General features: G+C 69.6%; 15 protein-coding genes. 7 read left to right on the top strand and 8 right to left on the bottom strand.

Annotated features, from left to right (window positions below; all coding sequences use genetic code 11):
• Positions 1-71: 71 nt before the first annotated feature.
• The 3 genes from AC069R_RS07585 to ngcE are packed head-to-tail and all read right to left on the bottom strand — an operon-like array spanning position 72 to position 3,401.
• The gene (locus tag AC069R_RS07585; protein WP_478765388.1) at positions 72-995 is read right to left on the bottom strand and encodes a carbohydrate ABC transporter permease; all 924 of its coding nucleotides are present in this window, start codon (positions 993-995) and stop codon (positions 72-74) included.
• A gap of 4 nt (positions 996-999) precedes the next feature.
• Positions 1,000-1,926 (bottom strand): carbohydrate ABC transporter permease, encoded by a 927-nt coding sequence (locus AC069R_RS07580; RefSeq protein WP_397983454.1) that lies wholly within the window; start codon positions 1,924-1,926, stop codon positions 1,000-1,002.
• A 29-nt stretch (positions 1,927-1,955) separates the two neighbouring features.
• A complete protein-coding gene (ngcE, locus tag AC069R_RS07575) occupies positions 1,956-3,401 on the bottom strand; it encodes an N-acetylglucosamine/diacetylchitobiose ABC transporter substrate-binding protein (RefSeq protein ID WP_478765385.1) in 1,446 nt (481 codons plus the stop codon).
• A 496-nt stretch (positions 3,402-3,897) separates the two neighbouring features.
• On the opposite strand from ngcE, the gene AC069R_RS07570 reads away from it, so the two are divergent.
• Positions 3,898-7,701, top strand: a complete 3,804-nt coding sequence (locus tag AC069R_RS07570) for a GH92 family glycosyl hydrolase (protein ID WP_478765383.1) — start codon at positions 3,898-3,900, stop codon at positions 7,699-7,701.
• 76 nt (positions 7,702-7,777) lie between these two features.
• On the opposite strand, the gene AC069R_RS07565 is transcribed toward AC069R_RS07570, so the two are convergent.
• A complete protein-coding gene (locus AC069R_RS07565) occupies positions 7,778-8,542 on the bottom strand; it encodes a DUF8175 domain-containg protein (RefSeq protein ID WP_478765381.1) in 765 nt (254 codons plus the stop codon).
• Positions 8,543-8,710: 168 nt separating this feature from the next.
• Between AC069R_RS07565 and AC069R_RS07560 the strand changes: the two genes are divergently transcribed.
• Entirely contained in the window at positions 8,711-9,040 is a 330-nt protein-coding gene (locus AC069R_RS07560; protein ID WP_478765380.1) for a hypothetical protein, read from the top strand.
• 168 nt (positions 9,041-9,208) lie between these two features.
• Entirely contained in the window at positions 9,209-11,929 is a 2,721-nt protein-coding gene (locus tag AC069R_RS07555; RefSeq protein WP_478765379.1) for a SpoIIE family protein phosphatase, read from the top strand.
• Positions 11,930-12,081: 152 nt separating this feature from the next.
• Here the strand turns inward: AC069R_RS07555 and acnA are convergent, their stop codons facing one another.
• Positions 12,082-14,799 carry an aconitate hydratase AcnA gene (gene acnA / locus AC069R_RS07550; RefSeq protein ID WP_478765377.1) on the bottom strand — a complete coding sequence of 906 codons (2,718 nt, stop codon included), beginning with the start codon at positions 14,797-14,799 and terminating at the stop codon, positions 12,082-12,084.
• 472 nt (positions 14,800-15,271) lie between these two features.
• Between acnA and AC069R_RS07545 the strand changes: the two genes are divergently transcribed.
• A complete protein-coding gene (locus AC069R_RS07545; protein ID WP_478765375.1) occupies positions 15,272-16,033 on the top strand; it encodes a DUF4232 domain-containing protein in 762 nt (253 codons plus the stop codon).
• Positions 16,034-16,069: 36 nt separating this feature from the next.
• Here AC069R_RS07545 and AC069R_RS07540 read toward each other — a convergent pair whose 3' ends face one another.
• Complete coding sequence (locus AC069R_RS07540) at positions 16,070-16,537, bottom strand: rhodanese-like domain-containing protein (RefSeq protein ID WP_478765373.1); 468 nt, start codon at positions 16,535-16,537, stop codon at positions 16,070-16,072.
• Between the two features lie 191 nt (positions 16,538-16,728).
• Here AC069R_RS07540 and AC069R_RS07535 point away from each other — a divergent pair, with 191 nt between their 5' ends.
• From AC069R_RS07535 to AC069R_RS07525, 3 genes are all read left to right on the top strand, one after another.
• Complete coding sequence (locus tag AC069R_RS07535) at positions 16,729-17,256, top strand: Lrp/AsnC family transcriptional regulator (protein WP_478765371.1); 528 nt, start codon at positions 16,729-16,731, stop codon at positions 17,254-17,256.
• Positions 17,257-17,393: 137 nt separating this feature from the next.
• Positions 17,394-18,923 (top strand): helix-turn-helix domain-containing protein, encoded by a 1,530-nt coding sequence (locus AC069R_RS07530; RefSeq protein ID WP_180328919.1) that lies wholly within the window; start codon positions 17,394-17,396, stop codon positions 18,921-18,923.
• A gap of 132 nt (positions 18,924-19,055) precedes the next feature.
• Positions 19,056-20,042 carry an NAD(P)/FAD-dependent oxidoreductase gene (locus AC069R_RS07525; protein ID WP_478765368.1) on the top strand — a complete coding sequence of 329 codons (987 nt, stop codon included), beginning with the start codon at positions 19,056-19,058 and terminating at the stop codon, positions 20,040-20,042.
• Between the two features lie 109 nt (positions 20,043-20,151).
• On the opposite strand, the gene AC069R_RS07520 is transcribed toward AC069R_RS07525, so the two are convergent.
• Both AC069R_RS07520 and AC069R_RS07515 read right to left on the bottom strand, forming a co-directional pair.
• Complete coding sequence (locus AC069R_RS07520) at positions 20,152-20,745, bottom strand: helix-turn-helix domain-containing protein (RefSeq protein WP_478765367.1); 594 nt, start codon at positions 20,743-20,745, stop codon at positions 20,152-20,154.
• An 85-nt stretch (positions 20,746-20,830) separates the two neighbouring features.
• Positions 20,831-21,973, bottom strand: coding sequence for an acyl-CoA dehydrogenase family protein (locus tag AC069R_RS07515; protein ID WP_478765365.1), 1,143 nt, complete (start codon positions 21,971-21,973; stop codon positions 20,831-20,833).
• Positions 21,974-21,976: the final 3 nt, after the last annotated feature.

Raw genomic sequence — 21,976 nt, 5'->3', positions numbered from 1 at the left:
CGCCGCCCGGACGACCGGAACGGCGTGCGCGCGGACGATCACGGGGCGTCACCCCCAGCGGAGTGAACGGCCTACTTCAGCGCCCCCGCGGTGAGCCCCTGCACCACCTGCCGCTGGAAGACGATGTACGCCCCGAGCACCGGCAGCATGGCCATCACCAGGCCCGCGAAGAGGCCCGACCAGTCGCCCTTGTAGCCCTGGCTGACCGCGAGCTGGACCAGGCCCTGGGTGAGCACCTTCTTGTCGGGGTCGGTGTTGAGGACCGTGGGCAGCATGTACTGGTTCCACTGGCCGAGGAAGTTGAAGATGCCCACGCTGATCAGGCCGGGCTTGGCCATGGGCAGCATGATCTGGAAGAACGTACGCGTGTGCGAAGCGCCGTCCACGAACGCCGCCTCCGCCACCGAGGTCGGCAGGGTGCGGAAGAACGCCGTGAGGAAGAAGACGGTGAACGGCAGCGAGTACGCGATGTAGACCAGGATCAGCCCGTGGATGGTGTTCAGCAGGCCCATGTTGTTCACGACGTAGAACAGCGGGACCAGCGCCAGCATGATCGGGAAGCTCATGCCGCCGATGAACAGGTAGTAGATGAAGCGGTTGCCCGGGAAGTCGAACCGGGCCAGCACGTAGGCGGCCATCGAGCCGAGCACCAGGGTGCCGATGAGCGAACCGCCCACCACCAGAACGGTGTTGAGGAAGTAGTCGCTCATGTTGGCGTCGGTCCAGGCCCGCGCCCAGTTCTCGAAGTGCAGCCGGTCGGGCAGCGCCCAGGGCGAGCCGAAGATGGAGCTGTCGTTCTTGAAGGACGTCATCACCGCCCACAGCAGCGGCATGACCACCATGATCGCCCAGATGATCAGCACGCCGTGCGAGAAGACGTTGAGGACGCCGCCCTCCCTCGCGCGGCGGCCCGGCTTCGGCGCCGGCGCGTCCACCTTGGAGACGCTCGCACCGGGCTCGGCCGGCAGCGGGGCGGGGGTCTCGGTCGTCTTCATCGGTTCAGAACTCCAGCCGCTCGCGACGGCCCAGCCGCATCACGATCGCCGCGAACGCGAGCGTGACGACCAGCAGGGCGACGCCGATGGTGGTGGCGTAGGCGGCCTGACCGTCCCGGAACGCCTTCTGGTACACGTACAGGACCAGCACGGTGGTCGAGTAGTCGGGGCCGCCCGGACCGGTCGTCATGATCTGTACGACCGCGAACGACTCGGCGCCGAGGGCGAGGATGCCCATGTAGACCCAGCCGGACTGCACGGTGTCCCACAGCAGGGGCAGGGTGATGCGGAAGAAGGTGGTGGCGCGGCTCGCACCGTCGATCAGCGCGGCCTCGTACAGTTCGGCCGGGATCGAGGCCATGCCCGCGGAGAACAGGACCACGAAGAAGCCGGTCGTGGACCATACGAGGACGGCCATCACGCACCACAGGGCGAGGCTCGGATCACCCAGCCACAGCGGCTGCACATGACCGAGTCCGATCCCGCGCAGGAACGAATTGATCGCTCCGCTGTCCGGGTTGTACGCGAACTGGAAGAGGAGCGCGACGATCGCGATGGACAAGACCTGCGGAAAGAAATAAACGATCTTGTAGAAGGAGGAGCCCCGCACGCCGGTGATCGCGGGGCCGCCCCTTCTGCGTCTTCCGCCCACATTGATCATGAAGGCGAAGAAAAGCGCCAGACTGATCGTGACGACCGGCAGCACCAGAGCGAAGATCAGGCTGTGCTGCAACGACTTCCAGAAGACGTCGTCGTGCAACATCCTCTTGTAATTGTCGAAGCCGACCATTTTGAATTCGGGGCTCAGGCCGGTCCAGTCCGTGAACGAGTAGTAGATGGACTGGATGAACGGCCACACCACGAACAGCGCGTACAGTCCCAGGGGTAGTACCAGGAACCCCACGATGAACCGGTACTTGCCGTGCTGCATCGTTACTCCGGTGCGCTCGGGGGTGCTGGTTACTGGTGCTTGTAGTGCTTGATGGTGGTGTCCTTGGCCGCCGCGTCGGCGAAGCCCTGGATCTTCTTTATCGCCTCGGCGGGGGTGAGCCTGCCCGCCATCATCTCGCCGAGGGCGCCCACGCCGATCTGCTCCTTCTGCAACTGGACGTACCAGTCCTGCAGGCGCGGGTTCACCACGTTCGAGCCGGCCAGCTTCAGCGCCGCCACGCCCGACTTCAGGCCCGGCGTCAGCTCGATGCCCTCGGTGCCGCCGTTGTACGCGGTCAGCGACTTGACCTTGGCGGTGAAGTTCTTCGAGGAGCCCTCGGAGAGCATGATGCGCAGCTGCTCCATGCCGCCCTCGGGGTTCGCCGCCTTGGAGGGCACGATGAACGGCTCGCCGCCGGAGGCCCAGATGGTGCCGAAGGGCATCTTGTCGTGGCTGTCGATGCCGGAGGGCGCCGAGACCGCGAGGTCGAAGTCCTTGGGGATGACGTTCGCCGACTCGTTCTCCACCCAGGAGCCGTTCGGGATGAACAGGGCCTCGCCCTTGGCCCACGCGGTCTGCGACTGGATGTGGTCCAGGCCGGGCGTGCCCTTGAGGGTGTAGCCCTTCTGGAACAGCTCGTAGTACGCCTCGAAACAGGCCTTGACGGCCGGGTGCTTCCAGGCGTTCGGCTCCAGGTTGTCGATGGCGTTCAGGACCTCGACACCGCCGACCTTGCCGATCATCGGGTAGAGCGAGAAGGGGATGTAGTACGGGTACTTGCCCGCGTACGTCCAGCCCGCCATGCCCTTCTTCTTGGCCTTCGCGCACACCTGGAGCATCTCGTCCCAGGTCTTCGGGTACTCGACGTCCAGCGAGTCGAGGGCCTTCTGCGAGTACCAGACGCCGTAGACCGTGTAGGCGTAGTACATGATCCACACCGGGTCGCCGTCGAACTGGCCCATCTCCACGATGCCGGGGCGCAGCGTGTCGCGGACCTTCTTGTTCGGGTCGTCGTACGACGGCGCGTCGAGCAGCGGGGTGAGGTCGGCCAGCTGGTTCTTGCCGACCAGGACGCCCATGTCCATCTGCTCGGCGCCGGAGTTGTCGATGAGGTCCGGCGGGTTGCCCTGGTTGAAGCGGGGCTGGAGCGTGGACTGGATCTTCTGGGTGGCGGAGAACTTCACATGGGCCTTGGGGAAGTCCTTCTGGTAGATCTTGACCGCGTCCTGCGCGTACTCCTTGCCGAAGCCGCCGTCGAAGATGACGAACTCCATCGTGGCGGTGTCGTTGACGCCGAGCGGGTTCTTGGCGGTCTTCTTCCCGGCTTTCGCCTTGCTCTGTCCGCCGCCGCCGCCGCTCGCGCAGGCGGACAGCAGGCCCATCCCCGGAACGGCGACCAGGCCGAGTGCGGCGGACCGCCTGATCAGTTCGCGGCGGCCGACACCCTCACGGTCGTGGTGCGCAGTGGATCCCATGCTCAAGTCCTCGCCTTCTCCAGGACTCAGGCGGTGAACCGGATCCTGCCCGGCACCGCGGTCGGGTCAAGCTGGGTGGTACAGGAAGTTCTTCGTGCATGTCGTGCGTGTCGCGCATCTGGTGCACGTACTGCGTGTAGTGCGCGTACTGCCGGGATTGCTCTTGTACCGGGCGCCGACAGGTATAGTCCACTTCCCGCCAGCGGAGCAAGATCGAATACAGGGTTCGCGACGGGTCTTTTCCGAGTTGAGACCTCCCGGACATGGGAGTCGGCTGTGCGAAGCCCCTGGGAAATCGACACGACATCAGCCCCGGCTACGAACCTGGCGTCAAGCCCTGCTTCGGCCGTGGCGTGAATCCGTCTCCGGCCCTGGCGTGAACCCCCGAATGACACGCTCAACACCCTTGACATCGCCTGTCACTTCACCACCTACTTGGTTCCTGTGTTCCGCTTCTGACAACGTTGTCCAACGGCGCGGGGAGGGAATTCCGTACATGCAGCGGAGAACTCGGCACAGATGGGGTCCGGCGGCCGTCCTGACGGCCGCCTTCGTCATGGCCGCGGGCGCGCAGGGCGCCGCGGTCGCACTGCCCGCCAAGGCCCCGGCGGCCGACCGGGAGTTCGCATCCTCGTTCGAGGCGGGGGATCCCGCCCCCGACTGGCTGAACACGGTCGACACCGGCCCGGACGGCTCCCCGCGCGCCTCGGGGGTGGACGGCGGCTACAGCACCGGCATACCGGGCAATGTGAACGACCATGTCACCGAGGTCCGGGCGAGCGGTGAGAACGCCGGCGCGGGCGAGGTGAAGGAGAACCTGACCGACGGCGAGTCCGGCACCAAGTGGCTGACCTTCCAGCCCACCGGCTGGGCGGAGTTCGACCTGGACAGGCCGGTCACGGTGAAGACGTACGCGCTGACCTCGGCCAACGACTACGCCGAACGGGACCCGCGGGACTGGACGCTGCTCGGCTCCACCGACGGCAAGGACTGGAAGACCCTCGACACCCGCGCGGGCGAGACCTTTTCCGAGCGGTTCCAGACGAAATCGTACGACCTTCAGCAGCCGGCCGAGTACCAGCACTTCCGGCTGGAGGTGACGCGGAACAACGGCGCCCCGGACATACTCCAGCTCGCCGACGTGCAGTTCTCCACGGGTGGCGGCGGCGGCCCGGTGCCGCAGGACATGCTGACGCTGGTGGACAGGGGCCCGACCGCCTCGCCGACGGCGAAGGCGCGGGCCGGGTTCACCGGGACGCGGGCGCTGCGGTACGCCGGGCGGCACACGGCGAAGGGGCGCGCGTACTCGTACAACAAGGTGTTCGACGTGAACGTGAAGGTCGGAAGCGACACGCAGTTGTCGTACCGGATCTTCCCCTCGATGGCCGACGGCGACCGGGATTACGACGCCACGAACGTCTCCCTGGACCTCGCCTTCACCGACGGCACCCATCTCAGCGACCTGGGCGCGCTGGACCAGCACGGGTTCCCGCTGTCGCCGCGCGGGCAGGGCGACGCGAAGTCGCTGTACGTCAACCAGTGGAACAACGTCGTCGCGCGGATCGGCTCGGTGGCGGCGGGGAAGACGGTCGACCGGATCCTGGTCGGGTACGACTCCCCCAGTGGGCCGGCGAAGTTCCGCGGCTGGATCGACGACGTGTCGCTGAAGCCGGTCGCGCCCGAGAAGCCGAAGGCGCACCTGTCGGACTACGCGCTGACCACGCGCGGCACCAACTCCAGCGGCAGCTTCTCGCGCGGCAACGACTTCCCGGCGACGGCGCTGCCGCACGGTTTCAACTTCTGGACGCCGGTGACCAACGCGTCGTCGCTGAGCTGGCTCTACGAGTACGCACACGCGAACAACGACGCCAATCTGCCGACGATCCAGGCGTTCAGCGCGAGCCATGAGCCGAGCCCGTGGATGGGTGACCGGCAGACCTTCCAGGTGATGCCGTCGGCCGCTGCCGGGACCCCGGACACCGGGCGTCAGGCGCGGGCGCTGGCGTTCCGGCACGAGAACGAGACGGCGCGGCCGTATTACTACGGCGTGCGGTTCGAGAACGGGCTGAAGGCGGAGATGGCGCCGACCGACCACGCGGCGGTGATGCGCTTCACCTACCCCGGCTCCGACGCGAGCGTGGTCTTCGACAACGTCACCGAGCAGGCGGGGCTGACGCTGGACGAGGAGCACGGGATCGTCACCGGCTACTCGGACGTCAAGTCGGGCCTGTCCACGGGGGCGACGCGGCTGTTCGTGTACGGCGTGTTCGACAGGCCGGTGACGGACGGGGCGGCGAGCGGGGTGAAGGGCTATCTGCGGTTCGCGGCGGGCGCCGGCCACACGGTCACCCTGCGCCTGGCGACCTCGCTGATCAGCGTCGATCAGGCGAAGGACAACCTGCGGCAGGAGATCCCGGACGGCACCTCCTTCGACGCGGTGAAGGCGCGGGCGCAGCGTACGTGGGACAAGCTGCTCGGCAAGGTGGAGGTGCGGGGCGCGACCCCGGACCAGCTGACCACGCTGTACTCCAGCATGTACCGGCTGTACCTGTACCCGAACTCGGGCTTCGAGCGGGTGGGCGGCAAGGACGAGTACGCCTCTCCGTTCTCGCCGATGCAGAGCCAGGACACGCCGACGCACACCGGCGCGAAGATCGTGGCGGGCACGGTGTACGTCAACAACGGTTTCTGGGACACGTATCGGACGACATGGCCGGCGTACTCGTTCCTGACGCCCTCTCAGGCGGGCGCGATGATCGACGGGTTCGTGCAGCAGTACAAGGATGGCGGCTGGACCTCGCGCTGGTCCTCGCCCGGTTACGCGGACCTGATGACCGGCACCTCCTCGGACGTGGCGTTCGCCGACGCCTATGTGAAGGGCGTGAAGTTCGACGCGAAGGCGGCGTACGAGGCGGCGCTGAAGAACGCGACGGTCGTGCCGCCGTCTTCGGGGGTCGGCCGCAAGGGCATGAGCACCTCGCCGTTCCTCGGCCACACCAGCACCGACACCGCCGAGGGGCTGTCCTGGGCGATGGAGGGGTACGTCAACGACTACGGCATCGCGCGGATGGGGGCGGCGCTCTACAAGAAGACGGGCGAGAAGCACTACAAGGAGGAGTCGGAGTACTTCCTCAACCGCGCCCGCGACTATGTGAACCTCTTCGACCCGCGGGTCGGGTTCTTCCAGGGCAGGGACGCCAAGGGCAACTGGCGGCTGGACCCGGCGAGTTACGACCCGAGGGTGTGGGGTTACGACTACACGGAGACCAACGGCTGGGGTTACGCCTTCACCGCCCCGCAGGACACGCGGGGTCTGGCCAACCTGTACGGCGGCAGGCGGCAACTCGCCGACAAACTCGACCAGTTCTTCTCGACCCCGGAGACGGCGTCCCCCGAGTTCGTCGGCTCCTACGGCGGGGTCATCCACGAGATGACCGAGGCGCGGGACGTGCGGATGGGCATGCTCGGGCAGTCCAACCAGGTCGCGCACCATGTGTCGTACATGTACGACGCGGCAGGGCAGCCGTGGAAGACGCAGGCGGCGGTGCGCGAGATCCTGTCCCGGCTGTACCTCGGCAGCGAGATCGGACAGGGCTATCACGGTGACGAGGACAACGGCGAGCAGTCGGGGTGGTTCCTGTTCTCCGCGCTCGGCTTCTACCCGCTGGTCATGGGCAGCGGCGACTACTCCATCGGCTCCCCGCTGTTCAAGAAGGTCACGGTGCACCTGGAGAACGGCCACGATCTGGTGGTGAACGCGCCGGGGAACAGCGCGAAGAACGTGTACGTGCAGAGCGTCACCTTCAACGGCCGTCCCTGGACGTCGACTTCACTGCCCCAGTCGCTGCTCGCCAAGGGCGGGGAGCTGACGTTCTCGATGGGTCCCCGGCCCTCGGCGTGGGGCTCCGGGAAGGACGCCGGGCCGGTGTCGATCACGCGGGACGACAAGGTGCCCGCGCCCCGGACGGACATGCTGCGCGGTGCCGGCGCCCTGTTCGACGACACCTCGGCGACGGAGGCGACGGTCGGCTCCGTCGACCTGCCGGTGAGCCGTGCCGTGAAGCCGGTGCAGTACACGCTCACCTCCCCGGCGGACCACACCAAGGCGCCGACGGGCTGGACCCTCCAGGGCTCCACCGACGGCACGACCTGGCGGACACTGGACCACCGCTCCGGCCAGACCTTCCCGTGGAACCGCCAGACGCGGGCGTTCACCATCGCGGCGCCGGGAGTGTACGCCAAGTACCGGCTGGTGCTGGACAGTTCGGCGACACTGGCGGAGGTGGAGCTGCTGGGGTGAGACGAGGACGGGCGGGGAGCAGGAGCTTTTCAGCACTCCTGCGCCCCGCCTGTCCTGCCGAGTGCTCCGCGAGCCGCTACAGGCCCTGGAACGGTATGTATCCAACGAGGCTGGAGATGGGGGTGGCGGGGGTGCCCAGCTGGCCGTCGTCGGAGGCGACCATTTTCCAGTCGCCGTCGGCCCATCGCATCGTGAGGTCGATCGCCTTGAGCGTGTGGGCATTCGACGAGCCGTTGACCAGCGTGACCACCGCCGTGTCCGGCGTGTAGGACACCACGCGGAAGCCCGCCACCTGGGCCAGCTCGCCGGGCTGGATGTCCACCGTGTGCAGCTGCGCTTCCAGCGCGTCACGTCCCGCTCCCGGCAGCACCAGCTTCTCCACCGGCGCCTTGTCCGGCGCGCCTACGGCCACCCGAAGCAAGGTGTTGATGGTGGCCAGCACCGCCCCGCGCGGCGTGTGCGCGTAACAGGTGGCGATCACCCCGTTGACCAGCATCGGCCCCGCGCTCTTGGAACGGGGCACCGCCGCGGACTTGACCAGGCTCCACGTGACGTCGTCCGGCGCCGTCGTCGGCACCTTCTGGTCCGTGTCCGTGGGCTTGCACCCATCGGCGGGGGGCGAACTCCGCGTTGTGTCACCGCCGTTGCTCCGTCCGGCGGTGCCCGATGACGCGCCGGCGCCCGACGCGTGCGGAGCCGCGCTGTCCGGCTTGCCGTCGTCACCGCCTCTGGTGACCACGACGAAGACGCCGAGCAGAACCACCACGAAGACGATGACGGCGCTGACGATCAGGAGGCCGCGGCCCCGTGGCTCATCGTCGTTGTCGGTCCGCCGTGCCATGCGGACCCCATCCCCGTTTCCCTCCCGGCGGCCAGAAATGATCATGATCGCCCGTCTCCACCGTACCCGACCCGGCGTCGCCCGCACCTCGCCCCAAGAGTGAGCAAAGCCGATTGTTTATGATCATTTTGCCGGCTTCGCTTTCACCTCCCCGCAGGAAGTTCCCTCTTGATCGCAGTAGCAGCAGCCCTCATACAGATCGCGCTGATCGTCGTCCAGCGCCGGCGCGCGCCCTCCGACGTCGCGGTGAGTGCGCCCTGGTCCCATGTGGCCGCCGCACTGGGGGCGGGGGTGGTGGGGTGGCTGGTCATCGGTCGGCCCGAGGTCCTGTGGGCCGATCTGACGCTGGCGCTCGCTTTCGGCGTGATCCTCGGTTCCGAAGCCGCGCAGGCCGCGCGGCGGCTCTCCGGGAAGGCGTGGGCGGGCTGGGCGACCGCATGCGGCAGCGGAGCGGCCTCGGCCAACTGGCTGCTGGCCACCCCCCTGCCCTTCCTGTGACGCGCCCTGGGGCAGGGCGGACTCGCGCCGCACCGCCTTGCCGGGGGTCCACTCCCCGACGCCCCACTTGCCGGTCGGCACCGACGGCCGATTCCACCCCCTAGAACACCTGTCCACGGTGTGGACGGGCCGTGGCCACACAGCGGACCCCGGTGCTACAAATGCGGCATGTCGGACACCGTCGCTCGCTTCAGACGCCTGCTGTGGCGTTCTGTGGCCGGCCGGAGGCAGTGGAGCGTCGCCAAGCAGGTCTTCCTGCTCCAGGTGGCCCTCGTCGTGCTGCTGGTGCTCAGCGGCGTGATCGCCCTCTACCTCCAGTCCGAGCGGGACACCCAGGCAGAGGCCAGGCGTCGTTCCATCGCCGTGGCGGAGACCTTCGCCCACTCCCCCGGCGTCCTCCAGGCACTGGCGGCGCCCCAGCCCTCCAAGGTGCTCCAGCCGCTCACCGAGGCGGGGCGCAAGGCGGCGGGGGTCGACTTCATCGTCGTCATGGACACCCATGGCATCCGCTACACGCACCCGATGCCGAGCAAGATCGGCAAGCGGTTCGTGGGCACCATAGGACCCTCGCTCGCCGGGCAGACGTACACGGAGAGCGTGCACGGCCCGCTGGGGCGCGAGATGCAGGCCACCGTGCCGATCGAGGACACGCACGGCAAGGTGACCGCGCTCGTCTCCGCCGGGCTCAAGGTCAAGAACGTCACCAGCGAGGTGGACCGGCAGATCCCGATCATCCTGACCGCCGGGGCGGGCGCGCTGGCCGTGTCCACCGGCGGCACCGCGCTGGTCGGGCGGCGGCTGCGGCGGCAGACGCACAGCCTCGCGCCCGACGAGATGACCCGGATGTACGAGCACCACGACACGGTGCTGCACTCGGTGCGCGAGGGCGTCCTCATCATCGGCGCGGACGGCCGGCTGCTGCTCGCCAACGACGAGGGCCGGCGCCTGCTGCGGCTGCCGGCCGACGCCGAGGGCCGCCACCTGTCCGAGCTGCCCGGTCTCGACCCGGAGACGGTGGAGCTGCTGGCCTCCGGGCGGGAGGCCACCGACGAGGTGCTGTTCGCCGGGGAGCGGCTGCTCGCGGTCAACCAGCGGCCCACGGACCACGGCGGGGCCCCTGGCGGCACCGTGGTGACCCTGCGGGACACCACCGAGCTGCAGGCACTGTCCGGGCGCGCCGAGGTCGCCAGGGAGCGGCTGAAGCTCCTCTACGACGCCGGGCTCTGCGTCGGCACCAGCCTGGACGTGCGGCGCACGGCGGAGGAGCTGGCGCGGATCGCCGTACCGCGCTTCGCGGACTACGTGACCGTGGACCTGGACGACGGCATCCTGCACGGTGAGGAGCCCGCCCCCACCGCGGCCACCCTGCGCCGCATCGCCGTGCACGGCATCCGGGGCGACCACCCGCTGTACGAGCGGGACCGGCTGATCGACTTCAAGCCGTTCACGCCGCAGGCCCGCGGCTACGGCTCCGGCCACGCCGAGCTGGTGCCCGATCTGGCCGCCGCGACGGACTGGCGGGCCCAGGACCCGCAGCGCACCGAGAACATCCTGGAGTACGGCATCCAGTCCCTGATCTCGGCCCCGATCCGGGCCCGCGGGGTGGTGCTGGGCATCGCCAACTTCTACCGGGCCAAGCGGGAACCCTTCGACGAGGAGGACCTGTCACTCGCGGAGGAGCTGGTGGCGCGCGCCGCGGTCAGCGTCGACAACGCCCGCCGCTACGCCCGTGAGCACACCCTGGCGGTCACCCTCCAGCGCAGCCTGCTGCCGCGCGCGCTGCCCGAGCAGAGCGCCCTCGACGTCGCGTACCGCTATCTGCCCGCCCAGTCGGGGGTGAGCGGGGACTGGTTCGACGTGATCCCGCTGCCGGGCAGCCGGGTGGCGCTGGTCGTCGGCGACGTCGTCGGGCACGGGCTGCACGCCGCGGCCACGATGGGCCGGCTGCGGACCGCCGTACACAACTTCTCGACCCTGGACCTGCCGCCGGACGAGCTGCTGAGCCATCTGGACGACCTGGTCGGGCGCATCGACCAGGACGAGGGGGGCGCGGAGGACGCCGGCGAGATCGTCGGCGCGACATGTCTGTACGCGATCTACGACCCCGTGACGCGGCGGTGCGCCATGGCCCGTGCCGGGCATCTGGCGCCCGCGCTGGTGTATCCGGACGGCAGCGTCGGCTATCCGGAGCTGCCCGCCGGGCCGCCGCTCGGCCTCGGGGGCATGCCGTTCCAGACGGCGGAGCTGGAGCTGGCCGAGGGGACGCAGCTGGTGCTGTACACCGACGGGCTGATCGAGGACCGTACACGCGATCTGGACGAGGGCATGGAGCTGCTGCGGCGGGCGCTGGCCGGGCATCCGGACCGGTCCCCGGACGCGAGCTGCGGGGCGGTGCTGGAGGAGTTGCTGCCCGAGGGGCCGACGGACGATGTCGCGCTGCTGGTGGCGCGCACACGGGCGCTCACGTCCGAGCAGGTGGCGGACTGGGACGTGCCCGCGGACCCGGCGGCCGTCGGGGAGCTGCGGCGGGCCGTGACGGAGCGGCTGGAGGAATGGGGGCTTCAGGAGCAGGCGTTCGGCATGGAGCTGGTGCTCAGCGAGCTGGTGACGAACGCGATCCGGTACGGCTCCGAGCCGATCCGGCTGCGGCTGATCCGGGACCGGGCGCTGGTCTGCGAGGTGGCGGACGGCAGCAACACGTCGCCGCATCTGCGGTACGCGGCGACGACGGACGAGGGCGGGCGGGGGCTGTTCCTGGTCCAGCAGATGACGGAGCGGTGGGGGACGAGGTATTCGCCGCAGGGGAAGGTGATCTGGGCGGAGATGGCGCTGCGGGGGGCGCCGCCGGGGCTGCCGGAGTTGTCGCTGGACTCCTTCGATGAGTTGTGAGGTTGGTTGCGCCGCTGCGGGGGCGGGGGGTGGTGGTGCGTCGTGGCTTGTCGCGCGGTTCCCCGCGCCCCTTGGGGAGCCGGGGCTGGACGTGTTCGAGGGCCGCACCCCCGCTGCCGGGGATGCGGCCCTCGACTACGTTGCCCTGCCGCCTACTTGCGGATCAGGCTGCGCAGCACGTACTGCATGATGCCGCCGTTGCGGTAGTAGTCGGCCTCGCCGGGGGTGTCGATGCGGACGACCGCGTCGAACTCGACGCCCGTGTCGGTGGTGACCTTGACCGTGCGCGGGGTGGTGCCGTTGTTCAGCTCGGTGACGCCGGTGAAGGAGAAGGTCTCCTCGCCGGTCAGGCCGAGGGACTGGGCCGAGGCGCCCTCGGGGAACTGGAGCGGCAGGACGCCCATGCCGATGAGGTTCGAGCGGTGGATGCGCTCGTACGACTCGGCGATGACGGCCTTGACGCCGAGGAGCGCGGTGCCCTTGGCCGCCCAGTCACGGGACGAACCGGAGCCGTACTCCTTGCCGGCCAGGACGACCAGCGGGATGCCGGCGGCCTGGTAGTTCTGCGAGGCGTCGTAGATGAAGGAGACCGGGCCGCCGTCCTGCGTGAAGTCGCGGGTGTAGCCGCCCTCGGTGCCCGGCGCGATCTGGTTGCGCAGGCGGATGTTGGCGAACGTACCGCGGATCATGACCTCGTGGTTGCCGCGGCGCGAGCCGTAGCTGTTGAAGTCGCGGCGCTCCACACCGTGCTCGGTGAGGTACTTGCCGGCCGGGGTGTCGGCCTTGATCGCACCGGCCGGGGAGATGTGGTCGGTGGTGACCGAGTCGCCCAGCTTGGCCAGCACGCGGGCACCGGTGATGTCCTCGACCGGGGCCGGCTCCATGCCCATGCCCTCGAAGTACGGGGGCTTGCGCACGTAGGTGGACTCGGCGTCCCACTCGAAGGTGTCGCCGGTCGGGACCGGGAGCGACTGCCACTGGGCGTCGCCCGCGAACACGTCCTGGTAGGACTTGTTGAACATGTCCTCGCCGATGGCGCTGGCGACGACCTCGTTCACCTCGGCCTCGGAGGGCCAGATGTCCTTCAGGTAGACCGGGTTGCCGTCCTGGTCGGTGCCCAGGGCGTCACGGGTGATGTCCACCTTCATGGAGCCCGCGATGGAGTACGCGACGACCAGCGGCGGGGACGCCAGGTAGTTCATCTTGACGTCGGGGTTGATCCGGCCCTCGAAGTTGCGGTTGCCGGACAGGACCGAGACGACGGCGAGGTCGTGCTCGTTGACCGCCTTGGAGACCTCCTCCGGCAGCGGGCCGGAGTTGCCGATGCAGGTGGTGCAGCCGTAACCGACCAGGTTGAAGCCCAGCTTGTCCAGGTACGGGGTGAGGCCGGCCTTCTCGAAGTAGTCGGTGACGACCTTCGAGCCCGGAGCGAGGGTGGACTTGACCCACGGCTTGCGGGACAGGCCCTTCTCGACCGCCTTCTTGGCGACCAGGGCGGCGCCGATCATGACGTACGGGTTGGACGTGTTGGTGCAGGAGGTGATCGCGGCGACGGTGACCGCGCCGTGGTCGATCGTGTAGGTCGTGCCGTCGGGGGCGGTGACCTGGACCGGGTTGGACGGGCCGCCGTTCGGGTGGACGGCCGGGGAGTCGGAGGCCGGGAAGGACTCCTGGCCCGCCTCGTCCACGACGTCCACGTAGTTGAGGACGTCCTGCTTGAACTGCTCGGCCGCGTTGGCGAGGACGATGCGGTCCTGCGGGCGCTTCGGGCCGGCGATGGAGGGCACGACCGTGGAGAGGTCGAGCTCCAGCTTCTCGGAGAAGTCCGGCTCGGCCTTCGGGTCCAGCCACAGGCCCTGGGTCTTGGCGTACGCCTCGACCAGCGCGACCTGCTGCTCCGAACGGCCGGTCAGGCGCAGGTAGTTGAGGGTCTCGTCGTCGATCGGGAAGATCGCGGCGGTGGAGCCGAACTCCGGCGACATGTTGCCGATGGTGGCGCGGTTGGCCAGGGAGGTGGCGGCCACGCCCTCGCCGTAGAACTCCACGAACTTGCCGACGACGCCGTGCTTGCGCAGCATCTCGGTGATCGTCAGCACGAGGTCGGTGGCGGTGGTGCCCGGCTGGAGCTCACCGGTGAGCTTGAAGCCGACGACGCGCGGGATCAGCATGGAGACCGGCTGGCCGAGCATGGCGGCCTCGGCCTCGATGCCGCCGACGCCCCAGCCGAGGACGCCGAGGCCGTTGACCATGGTGGTGTGCGAGTCGGTGCCGACCAGGGTGTCCGGGTAGGCCTTGCCGTCGCGGACCATGACGACGCGGGCCAGGTGCTCGATGTTCACCTGGTGCACGATGCCGGTGCCCGGCGGGACGACCTTGAACTCGTCGAAGGCGGTCTGGCCCCAGCGCAGGAACTGGTAGCGCTCCTTGTTGCGGCCGTACTCCAGCTCCACGTTCTGCTTGAACGCGTCGTTGGTGCCGAACTTGTCGGCGATGACGGAGTGGTCGATGACCAGCTCGGCCGGCGCCAGCGGGTTGATCTTCGCCGGGTCGCCGCCCAGCTCCTTGACGGCCTCACGCATGGTGGCGAGGTCCACGACGCAGGGGACGCCGGTGAAGTCCTGCATGATCACGCGGGCCGGCGTGAACTGGATCTCCTGGCTGGGCTGGGCCTGCGAGTCCCAGCCGCCGAGGGCGCGGATGTGGTCGGCGGTGATGTTCGCGCCGTCCTCCGTGCGGAGCAGGTTCTCCAGCAGGACCTTGAGGCTGTACGGCAGGCGGGCCGAGCCCTCCACCTTGTCCAGCCGGAAGATCTCGTACGACTCGTCGCCCACCTGCAGCTCGCTGCGGGCGTCGAAGCTGTTCGCCGACACGACAGTCTCCTTCATTGATGTGCGCGTACCACCGTCAATCCTGCCGCCACGCCGGTTCGACCGGTCCGGTAAGGTCAGGCTAAGTTAGGCTCGCCTTACCGAGTGAGCGGCTGCGGTGCGCCTCGGCAGATATCTCGATGTCGAGATAACTCTAGTACATGGGTGCCGGATGGTCATGCCGGGTTGGGCCGAGTTCTGCCCCGGCGCGGGTCGAGGGGGCCGTGGGGGCGGGTCCGGGGGTTTGCCGGGGGGCGGAAGTGTGGCTTCCACCATGGTTCTGGGCGTGCGGGGCTGATGGGATGGGGTCATGCGCCACGCCATGTCGGTTCTTCCGGTCCTCGCCGTGTTCCTGTTGCTCACGGCGTGCGGTGCCGAGCGCGCGGGCGGGGGCGGGGCGACTGGGTCCGCGGGCGGGGGTGGGGTTGCGGGTTTCGCTGCCGGTCCGGCCGTGGACGGTGTGCGGATCACCTCGGTGACGATTCCCTCCGTGCCGAGCCCCGCCTCCTCCGGCCACCTGGTGCACGCCGACCCGCTCGCCGGGACCGACTCCGGGATATCGGCCGCCTACGAAGTCGCCAACAAGGGTGACCGGGCGCTGACGTACACGATCCTGTTCGACTTCACCACGGACAGCGGGGCGGTGATGGGCAACCGTTCCGAGACCGTGCGCTCGGTCGGCCCCGGCGCGACGAGGCGCGGCACGGTACGGCTGGGGGTGCCGGCCCCCGGCTCGTCGCGGGTGACCCGGATCAAGGTGGCCCAGGTGACCAAGGTGCCCGCCGCCGAGGCGCCGCCCGCGCCCGGCGTGTGCCCGCCCTCCGGGCTCCGCCTCACCGCCGACGCCGGCGACGCCGCGATGGGGCTGCGCGTGGTCGGCCTGCACCTGGAGAACTGCGGCAAGCGCGGCTACGCGCTCGACGGCTATCCGCGACTGGAACTGCTCGACGACGACCTGGCACCCGTCCACGGCGTCCGGATCCTCCACGGCAGCGGCGGCATCAGCACCGGCAGCGGATTCGACGACCCGGCCCGCCCGCTGCTCCTGAAGCCCGGCGAGAGCGCCGTCTCGGGCCTCATGTGGCGCAACACCACCGGGTACGGCACCCCCGTCAGCGTCCCGTACGTCAGGGTGCGGGCGAAGCAGGGCGCGGCTCCGGTGACGGTCACGCCCCAGCTCGACCTCGGCACGACCGGCAAGTTGGGCGTCCGGGCGTGGGCGCGCGAGGCGTCGTAGAGCCAAGCCACGTCCGTTCCGGCTTCCGGCGTGGTGTCAGCAGCCGCAGACGGCCGCGACCGGGGCGGTGAGGGGGTCGGCGGCGCGGCGCGCGGGCCCCTGCGGGGTCTGGTAGGTGAAGCCTTCGCGCACCCAGTACTCGAATCCGCCGTGCATCTCCCTCACCTGGTAACCGAGTTCGGCGAGGGCGAGGGCGGCGCGGGTGGCGCCGTTGCAGCCGGGGCCCCAGCAGTAGGTGACGACGGGGATGGACTTGTCGAGCAGGGCGGCGGCCCGTTCGGGGATGAGGGCGGTGGGGAGGTGGACGGCGCCGGGGATGTGGCCCTGGTCCCAGGACTCAAAGGAGCGGGTGTCGAGGAGGACGAAGCCGGGGCCGCCAGGGGTGCCGGGTTCGCGGGGGGCGGTGAGCGCGGCGGCCACGTCGGCGACGTCGGTGTGGAAGCGGAGGGAGGCGCGGAAGTGGGCGGCGGCTTCGGCGGGGGTGGCGGGGGCGGTCGTACGCATGGGGGGCCTTCCTGATGCGGGGGTGGGGCGGGCGGCGCGGGTGGCCCGGCTACTGCCGTCCGGGCTTCGGGCTTTGGGCTTCGGGCTTCGGGCTTCGGGCTTGAAATCTACGGACCGGAATCGGCGCCCTGAAGGCTCGATCCACGGCGTTGTCACCCGATCGGCCGGGGAATCCGTGCTATTTCTCGACGATGACCGCGATATCCCTGGACGCCATCGACTGGCGCATTCTCGACGTCCTCCAGCGGGACGGCCGGACCAGCTTCACCGACCTCGCACGGGCCGTCTCCATGTCGGCCAGCGCGGTCACCGAGCGCGTACGCAGGCTGGAGGAGGCGGGGGTCATCAGCGGCTACGCGGCGGTCGTCGACCCGGAGCGGGTCGGTCTGGCGGTCATGGCGTTCGTACGGCTGCGGTATCCGAACGGCAATTACAAGCCATTCCACGACCTGGTCGAGGCGATGCCGGAGATCCTGGAGGCGCACCATGTGACGGGCGACGACTGCTTCGTCATCAAGGTGGCGGCACGCTCCATGCGCCATCTGGAGGAGATTTCGGGCCGGATCGGCGGTTTGGGGTCCGTGACGACCAGCGTCGTCTACTCGTCCCCCTTCCCCCGGCGCGCCGTGCGCGAGGGCCCGGCAAACGCCTGGCAGACGGCTCGCAAGCGCCCGGTGGGTGGCTCACAAGCGCCCCACAGGTGGCCCGTAAGCGAGTAAATCAGTAAGGGATGGGCATACGGAATGAATCGCCCACCGGTCGGACATCCCCCAGGAAACCGCAGGTCACTGACGCGCCATCACCCGAATGGACCCCCTGGCGAGCACCATCTCATATCTGAGATAACCTCAACCTCATGGCAGACGACTACCTCGTACGCATCGGCAAGCTCATCCGTGACGCCCGACAACACCGGGGCTGGACGCAGACGCAGCTCGCGGAGGCGCTCGGCACCAGCCAGAGCGCGGTCAACCGCATCGAGCGCGGCAACCAGAACATCAGCCTTGAGATGATCGCCCGTATCGGTGAGGCGCTGGACAGCGAGATCGTGTCGCTGGGCTACGCGGGCCCGATGCATCTGCGGGTCGTCGGCGGCCGTCGGCTGTCCGGCGCCATCGACGTCAAGACGAGCAAGAACGCCTGCGTGGCCCTCCTGTGCGCGTCCCTGCTGAACAAGGGCCGTACCGTGCTGCGCCGGGTCGCGCGCATCGAGGAGGTGTACCGCCTGCTGGAGGTGCTCAACTCCATCGGCGTACGCACCCGCTGGATCAACGACGGGGTCGACCTGGAGCTGGTCCCGCCGGCGGAGCTGGAGATGACGGCGATCGACGCCGAGGCGGCCGTACGCACCCGGTCCATCATCATGTTCCTCGGCCCGCTGCTGCACCGCATGGACCAGTTCAAGCTGCCGTACGCCGGCGGCTGCGACCTCGGCACCCGGACCATCGAGCCGCACATGATCGCGCTGCGCCGGTTCGGGCTCCAGATCGCGGCGACCGAGAACCAGTACCACGCGCAGGTGGACCGCACGGTCAGGCCCGACCGCCCGATCGTGCTGACCGAGCGGGGCGACACGGTGACCGAGAACGCGCTGCTGGCGGCGGCGCGGCACGACGGCGTGACCGTCATCCGCAACGCGTCCTCCAACTACATGGTCCAGGACCTGTGCTTCTTCCTGGAGGCGCTGGGCGTAAAGGTGGAGGGCATCGGCACCACCACGCTGACCGTGCACGGTGTGCCCAACATCGACGTCGACGTGGACTACTCGCCCTCCGAGGACCCGGTCGAGGCGATGAGCCTGGTGGCCGCCGCGGTGGTCACCGAGTCCGAACTCACCGTGCGCCGGGTGCCGATCGAGTTCCTGGAGATCGAGCTGGCGGTCCTGGAGGAGATGGGCCTGGACCACGACCGCTCGCCGGAGTACTTCGCGGACAACGGCCGTACCCGGCTGGTCGACCTCACGGTCCGGCCCTCCAAGCTGGAGGCGCCGATCGACAAGATCCACCCCATGCCGTTCCCGGGCCTGAACATCGACAACGTGCCCTTCTTCGCCGCGATCGCGGCGGTCGCCTCGGGGCAGACCCTGATCCACGACTGGGTCTACGACAACCGCGCGATCTACCTCACCGACCTCAACCGCCTCGGTGGCCGGCTCCAGCTCCTCGACCCGCACCGCGTCCTCGTCGAGGGCCCCACCCGCTGGCGCGCCGCCGAGATGATGTGCCCCCCTGCCCTGCGCCCCGCGGTCGTCGTCCTGCTGGCGATGATGGCGGCGGAGGGGACGTCGGTGCTGCGCAACGTGTATGTCATCAACCGGGGTTACGAGGACCTCGCGGAACGGCTGAACTCGATCGGGGCGCAGATCGAGATCTTCCGGGACATCTGAGACCGGCGGGCAGCCGGGGGCCGGGCGGGGGTCGGGAGTCGGGTGGGGGTCGGTTGTGGTGTGTTCCGGAAACGGCAACAAAAATTGCCCGTGCCGAGCCTCCGCCGCACTCTTGCGGCGGAGGTGATCGCCATGACCGGCGCATTCAACGACACGACCAACCGAACCTCGTACGACGTCATCGTGATAGGCGGCGGGGCGGGTGGGCTGAACGCCGCGCTCGTGCTCGCGCGGGCCCGTCGCTCCGTCGCCGTCATCGACTCCGGGGAGCCCCGCAACGCTCCCTCGGCCCATATGCACAGCTTCCTCTCCCGTGACGGGGTCCCCCCGCTCAGCGTGCTGGAGACCGGCCGCGCCGAGATCGCGCGCTACGGCGCGGTCCTGCTGAAGGGTCAGGTCGACCAGGTGGAGGCCGGCGAGCCGGGCGGATACGTGGTCCGGCTGGCCGGCGGGGCGACGCTGGACGCCCGGCATGTCGTCCTGGCCTCGGGGCTGCGCGACGAACTGCCCGCCGTTCCGGGGCTGCGCGCGCTGTGGGGCAAGGACGTGATCTTCTGCCCTTACTGCCACGGCTACGAGGTGCGCGACCAGCCGCTGGTGGTGCTGGGCGTGCACCCGGCGTCCGCCGGGCAGGCGCTGCTGCTGCGCCAGTGGTCGCACGACGTCGTCTACGTCCCGCACAGCCAGCCGCTCACCGGGGAGGACCGGGAGCGGATGGACGCCCGCGGGGTGCGGGTCGCCGAGGGGCCGGTGTCCTGTGTGCTCACCGAGGACGGGCGGCTGCGCGCGGTGGAGCTCGCCGACGGGCGGACCCTGGAGTGCGCCGCGGTGTTCGTCTTCCCGAAGATGACCCCGAACGACGCGGCCTTCGACGGACTCGGCTGTGCGCGGGACGAAGCCGGCTGGCTGGTCACCGACCGGGCCGGGCGGACCAGCCGGCCGGGCCTGTGGGCGGTCGGCAATGTCGTGGACAGCCGCGCCCAGGCCGTCACCGCGGCCGGCATGGGGGCCGCCGCCGCCTTCGCGCTCAACCACGACCTGGTGGACGAGGAGATCGAGCAGGCCGTCGCCGCGCATCGTGCCGCGACCGCGACCACGGCCACGGCCACGGTCCGCTGATCGGCGAGCGCCCGGCGTCCCCTCAGCGCCGGGGGAACACGCGTTCCCCCGGCGTCGCCCGGCCGGCGGCCGGAAGGGCGCGGCGCGGGGTCTCGGGCCGCGCGGTGTCTCAGGTTCCCGAGCCGTGGTTCGGGCGGGCCCGTACGTGCATCCGCTCGCCCTGGCGGCCGAAGAGGCTCAGCACCTCCACAGGGCCCTCGCCGGTGCTGCCGAACCAGTGCGGCAGCCGGGTCTCGAACTCGGCCACCTCGCCGGGGCCCAGCACCAGGTCGTGTTCGGCGAGGACCAGCCGCAGCCGGCCGGCGAGGACGTACAGCCACTCGTATCCCTCGTGGGTGCACAGCTCGGGTTCGCGCCGGGTCGCCGGCAGGATCATCTTGTAGCTCTGGATCGAGCCGGGCTGGCGGGTCAGCGGCAGCACCGTGTTGCCGTTCACCCGGTGCGGCTTGAGCCGTACCCGCGGATCGCCCACCTCCGGGGCGCCGACCAGTTCGTCGAGCGGCACCTGGTGCGCCTGCGCGATGGGCAGCAGTATTTCCAGGCTGGGGCGGCGCTGGCCCGCCTCCAGCCGTGACAGCGTGCTCTTGGAGATGCCGGTGGCCTCGGCCAGCGCGGCGAGCGTCACACCGCGGACGGTGCGCAGCCGCTTGAGCCGGGGGCCGACCTCGGCCAAGGCCTGGGCGATGGTCGGGGACTGGTCCACGGTGTCATTAGACCGAGCGCGTCCCCGAACTCGCAACGCACGCTGCCGTTTTCGGACTCCGGTCACGCGTTCGGTCCAGTCCGGCTCACAGCCCGAGGGACCGGCCGATCAGCTCCTTCATCACCTCCGTGGTGCCGCCGTATATCGTCTGCACCCGCGCGTTGGCCCACTCCCTGGAGATCGGACTCTCCTTCAGATAGCCGAATCCGCCGTGCAGTTGCAGACACCGGTTGGCGATGTCCATCTGCAGCTCGGTCGTCCACCACTTCGCCTTCGCGGCGTCCGTCACCGACAGCCGCCCCGCGTTGAGCTCGCCGATGCAGTGGTCCAAGTAGACCTGGGCCACGGTGAGTTCGGTGTCGATGGTGGCGAGCTGGAACCGGTTGTGCTGGAAGGTGCCGATGGCCTGGCCGAACGCCTCCCTGGTGCGCGCGTACTCCAGGGTGTCGGCGAGCATCCGCTCGGCAGCGCCCACCGCGACGGTCGCGATGCTCAGCCGCTCCCGCGGCAGCCCGGCCATCACATAGGCGAGCCCGGCGTTCTCCTTGCCGATCAGGTTCTCGGCCGGCACCCGGCAGTCGTCGAAGAACAGCTCGCAGGTGTCGCTGGCGTGCCAGCCGAGCTTCTCCATGCGCCGGCCACGGGTGAAGCCGGGGGCGCCGCGCTCCACGACCAGCAGGCTGATGCCCTGCGCGCCGCGCTCGGGCGCGGTCTTGGCGGCGACCAGGACGAGGTCGGAGTTCTCGCCGTTGGTGATGAAGGTCTTCTGGCCGTTCAGGACGTAGCCGTCCCCGTCGCGTACGGCGGTGGTGCGGATGTCGGCGACATTGGAGCCGGCGCCGGGTTCGCTCATCGCGATCGCCGCGATCAGCTCGCCGGAGCACAGTCCGGGCAGCCAGCGGGCGCGCTGCTCCTCGGTGGTGCGCTCGGACAGGTATCCGGCGATGACGTCGTTGTGTGCGACGAACCCCGGTGCCGTGGCGCGGGCCCACATGATCTCCTGGGCGAAGACGGCCGGGTAGCGGAAGTCGCGCTCGCCGCCCCCGCCGTACTCGGGCGCCACGCCCATGCCGAGCAGACCGGCCTTCCCCGCCTTGAGCCACACCTCCCGGTCGACGATGCCGTCCCGCTCCCAGCGCGCGTGGTGGGGCAGGACCTCCCGCGTCAGGAACTCCCGGCACGCGTCCCGGAACTGCTCGTGCTCCGTCTCGTACCGCCTGCGTGCCATGCG

It is taken from the genome of Streptomyces sp. NPDC043952, assembly GCF_056435325.1.
This window is presented reverse-complemented; position numbering and strand designations above follow the sequence as displayed.

Excerpts from the sequence above, each read along its gene's own strand:
- AC069R_RS07515 (WP_478765365.1), bottom strand. The coding sequence starts at position 21,973 with ATGGCACGCAGGCGGTACGAGACGGAGCACGAGCAGTTCCGGGACGCG.
- AC069R_RS07530 (WP_180328919.1), top strand. The coding sequence starts at position 17,394 with ATGGCAGACGACTACCTCGTACGCATCGGCAAGCTCATCCGTGACGCC.
- ngcE (WP_478765385.1), bottom strand. The coding sequence starts at position 3,401 with ATGGGATCCACTGCGCACCACGACCGTGAGGGTGTCGGCCGCCGCGAA.
- AC069R_RS07565 (WP_478765381.1), bottom strand. The coding sequence starts at position 8,542 with ATGGCACGGCGGACCGACAACGACGATGAGCCACGGGGCCGCGGCCTC.
- AC069R_RS07570 (WP_478765383.1), top strand. The coding sequence starts at position 3,898 with ATGCAGCGGAGAACTCGGCACAGATGGGGTCCGGCGGCCGTCCTGACG.
- AC069R_RS07525 (WP_478765368.1), top strand. The coding sequence starts at position 19,056 with ATGACCGGCGCATTCAACGACACGACCAACCGAACCTCGTACGACGTC.
- AC069R_RS07585 (WP_478765388.1), bottom strand. The coding sequence starts at position 995 with ATGAAGACGACCGAGACCCCCGCCCCGCTGCCGGCCGAGCCCGGTGCG.
- AC069R_RS07555 (WP_478765379.1), top strand. The coding sequence starts at position 9,209 with ATGTCGGACACCGTCGCTCGCTTCAGACGCCTGCTGTGGCGTTCTGTG.
- AC069R_RS07580 (WP_397983454.1), bottom strand. The coding sequence starts at position 1,926 with ATGCAGCACGGCAAGTACCGGTTCATCGTGGGGTTCCTGGTACTACCC.
- AC069R_RS07535 (WP_478765371.1), top strand. The coding sequence starts at position 16,729 with ATGACCGCGATATCCCTGGACGCCATCGACTGGCGCATTCTCGACGTC.
- AC069R_RS07540 (WP_478765373.1), bottom strand. The coding sequence starts at position 16,537 with ATGCGTACGACCGCCCCCGCCACCCCCGCCGAAGCCGCCGCCCACTTC.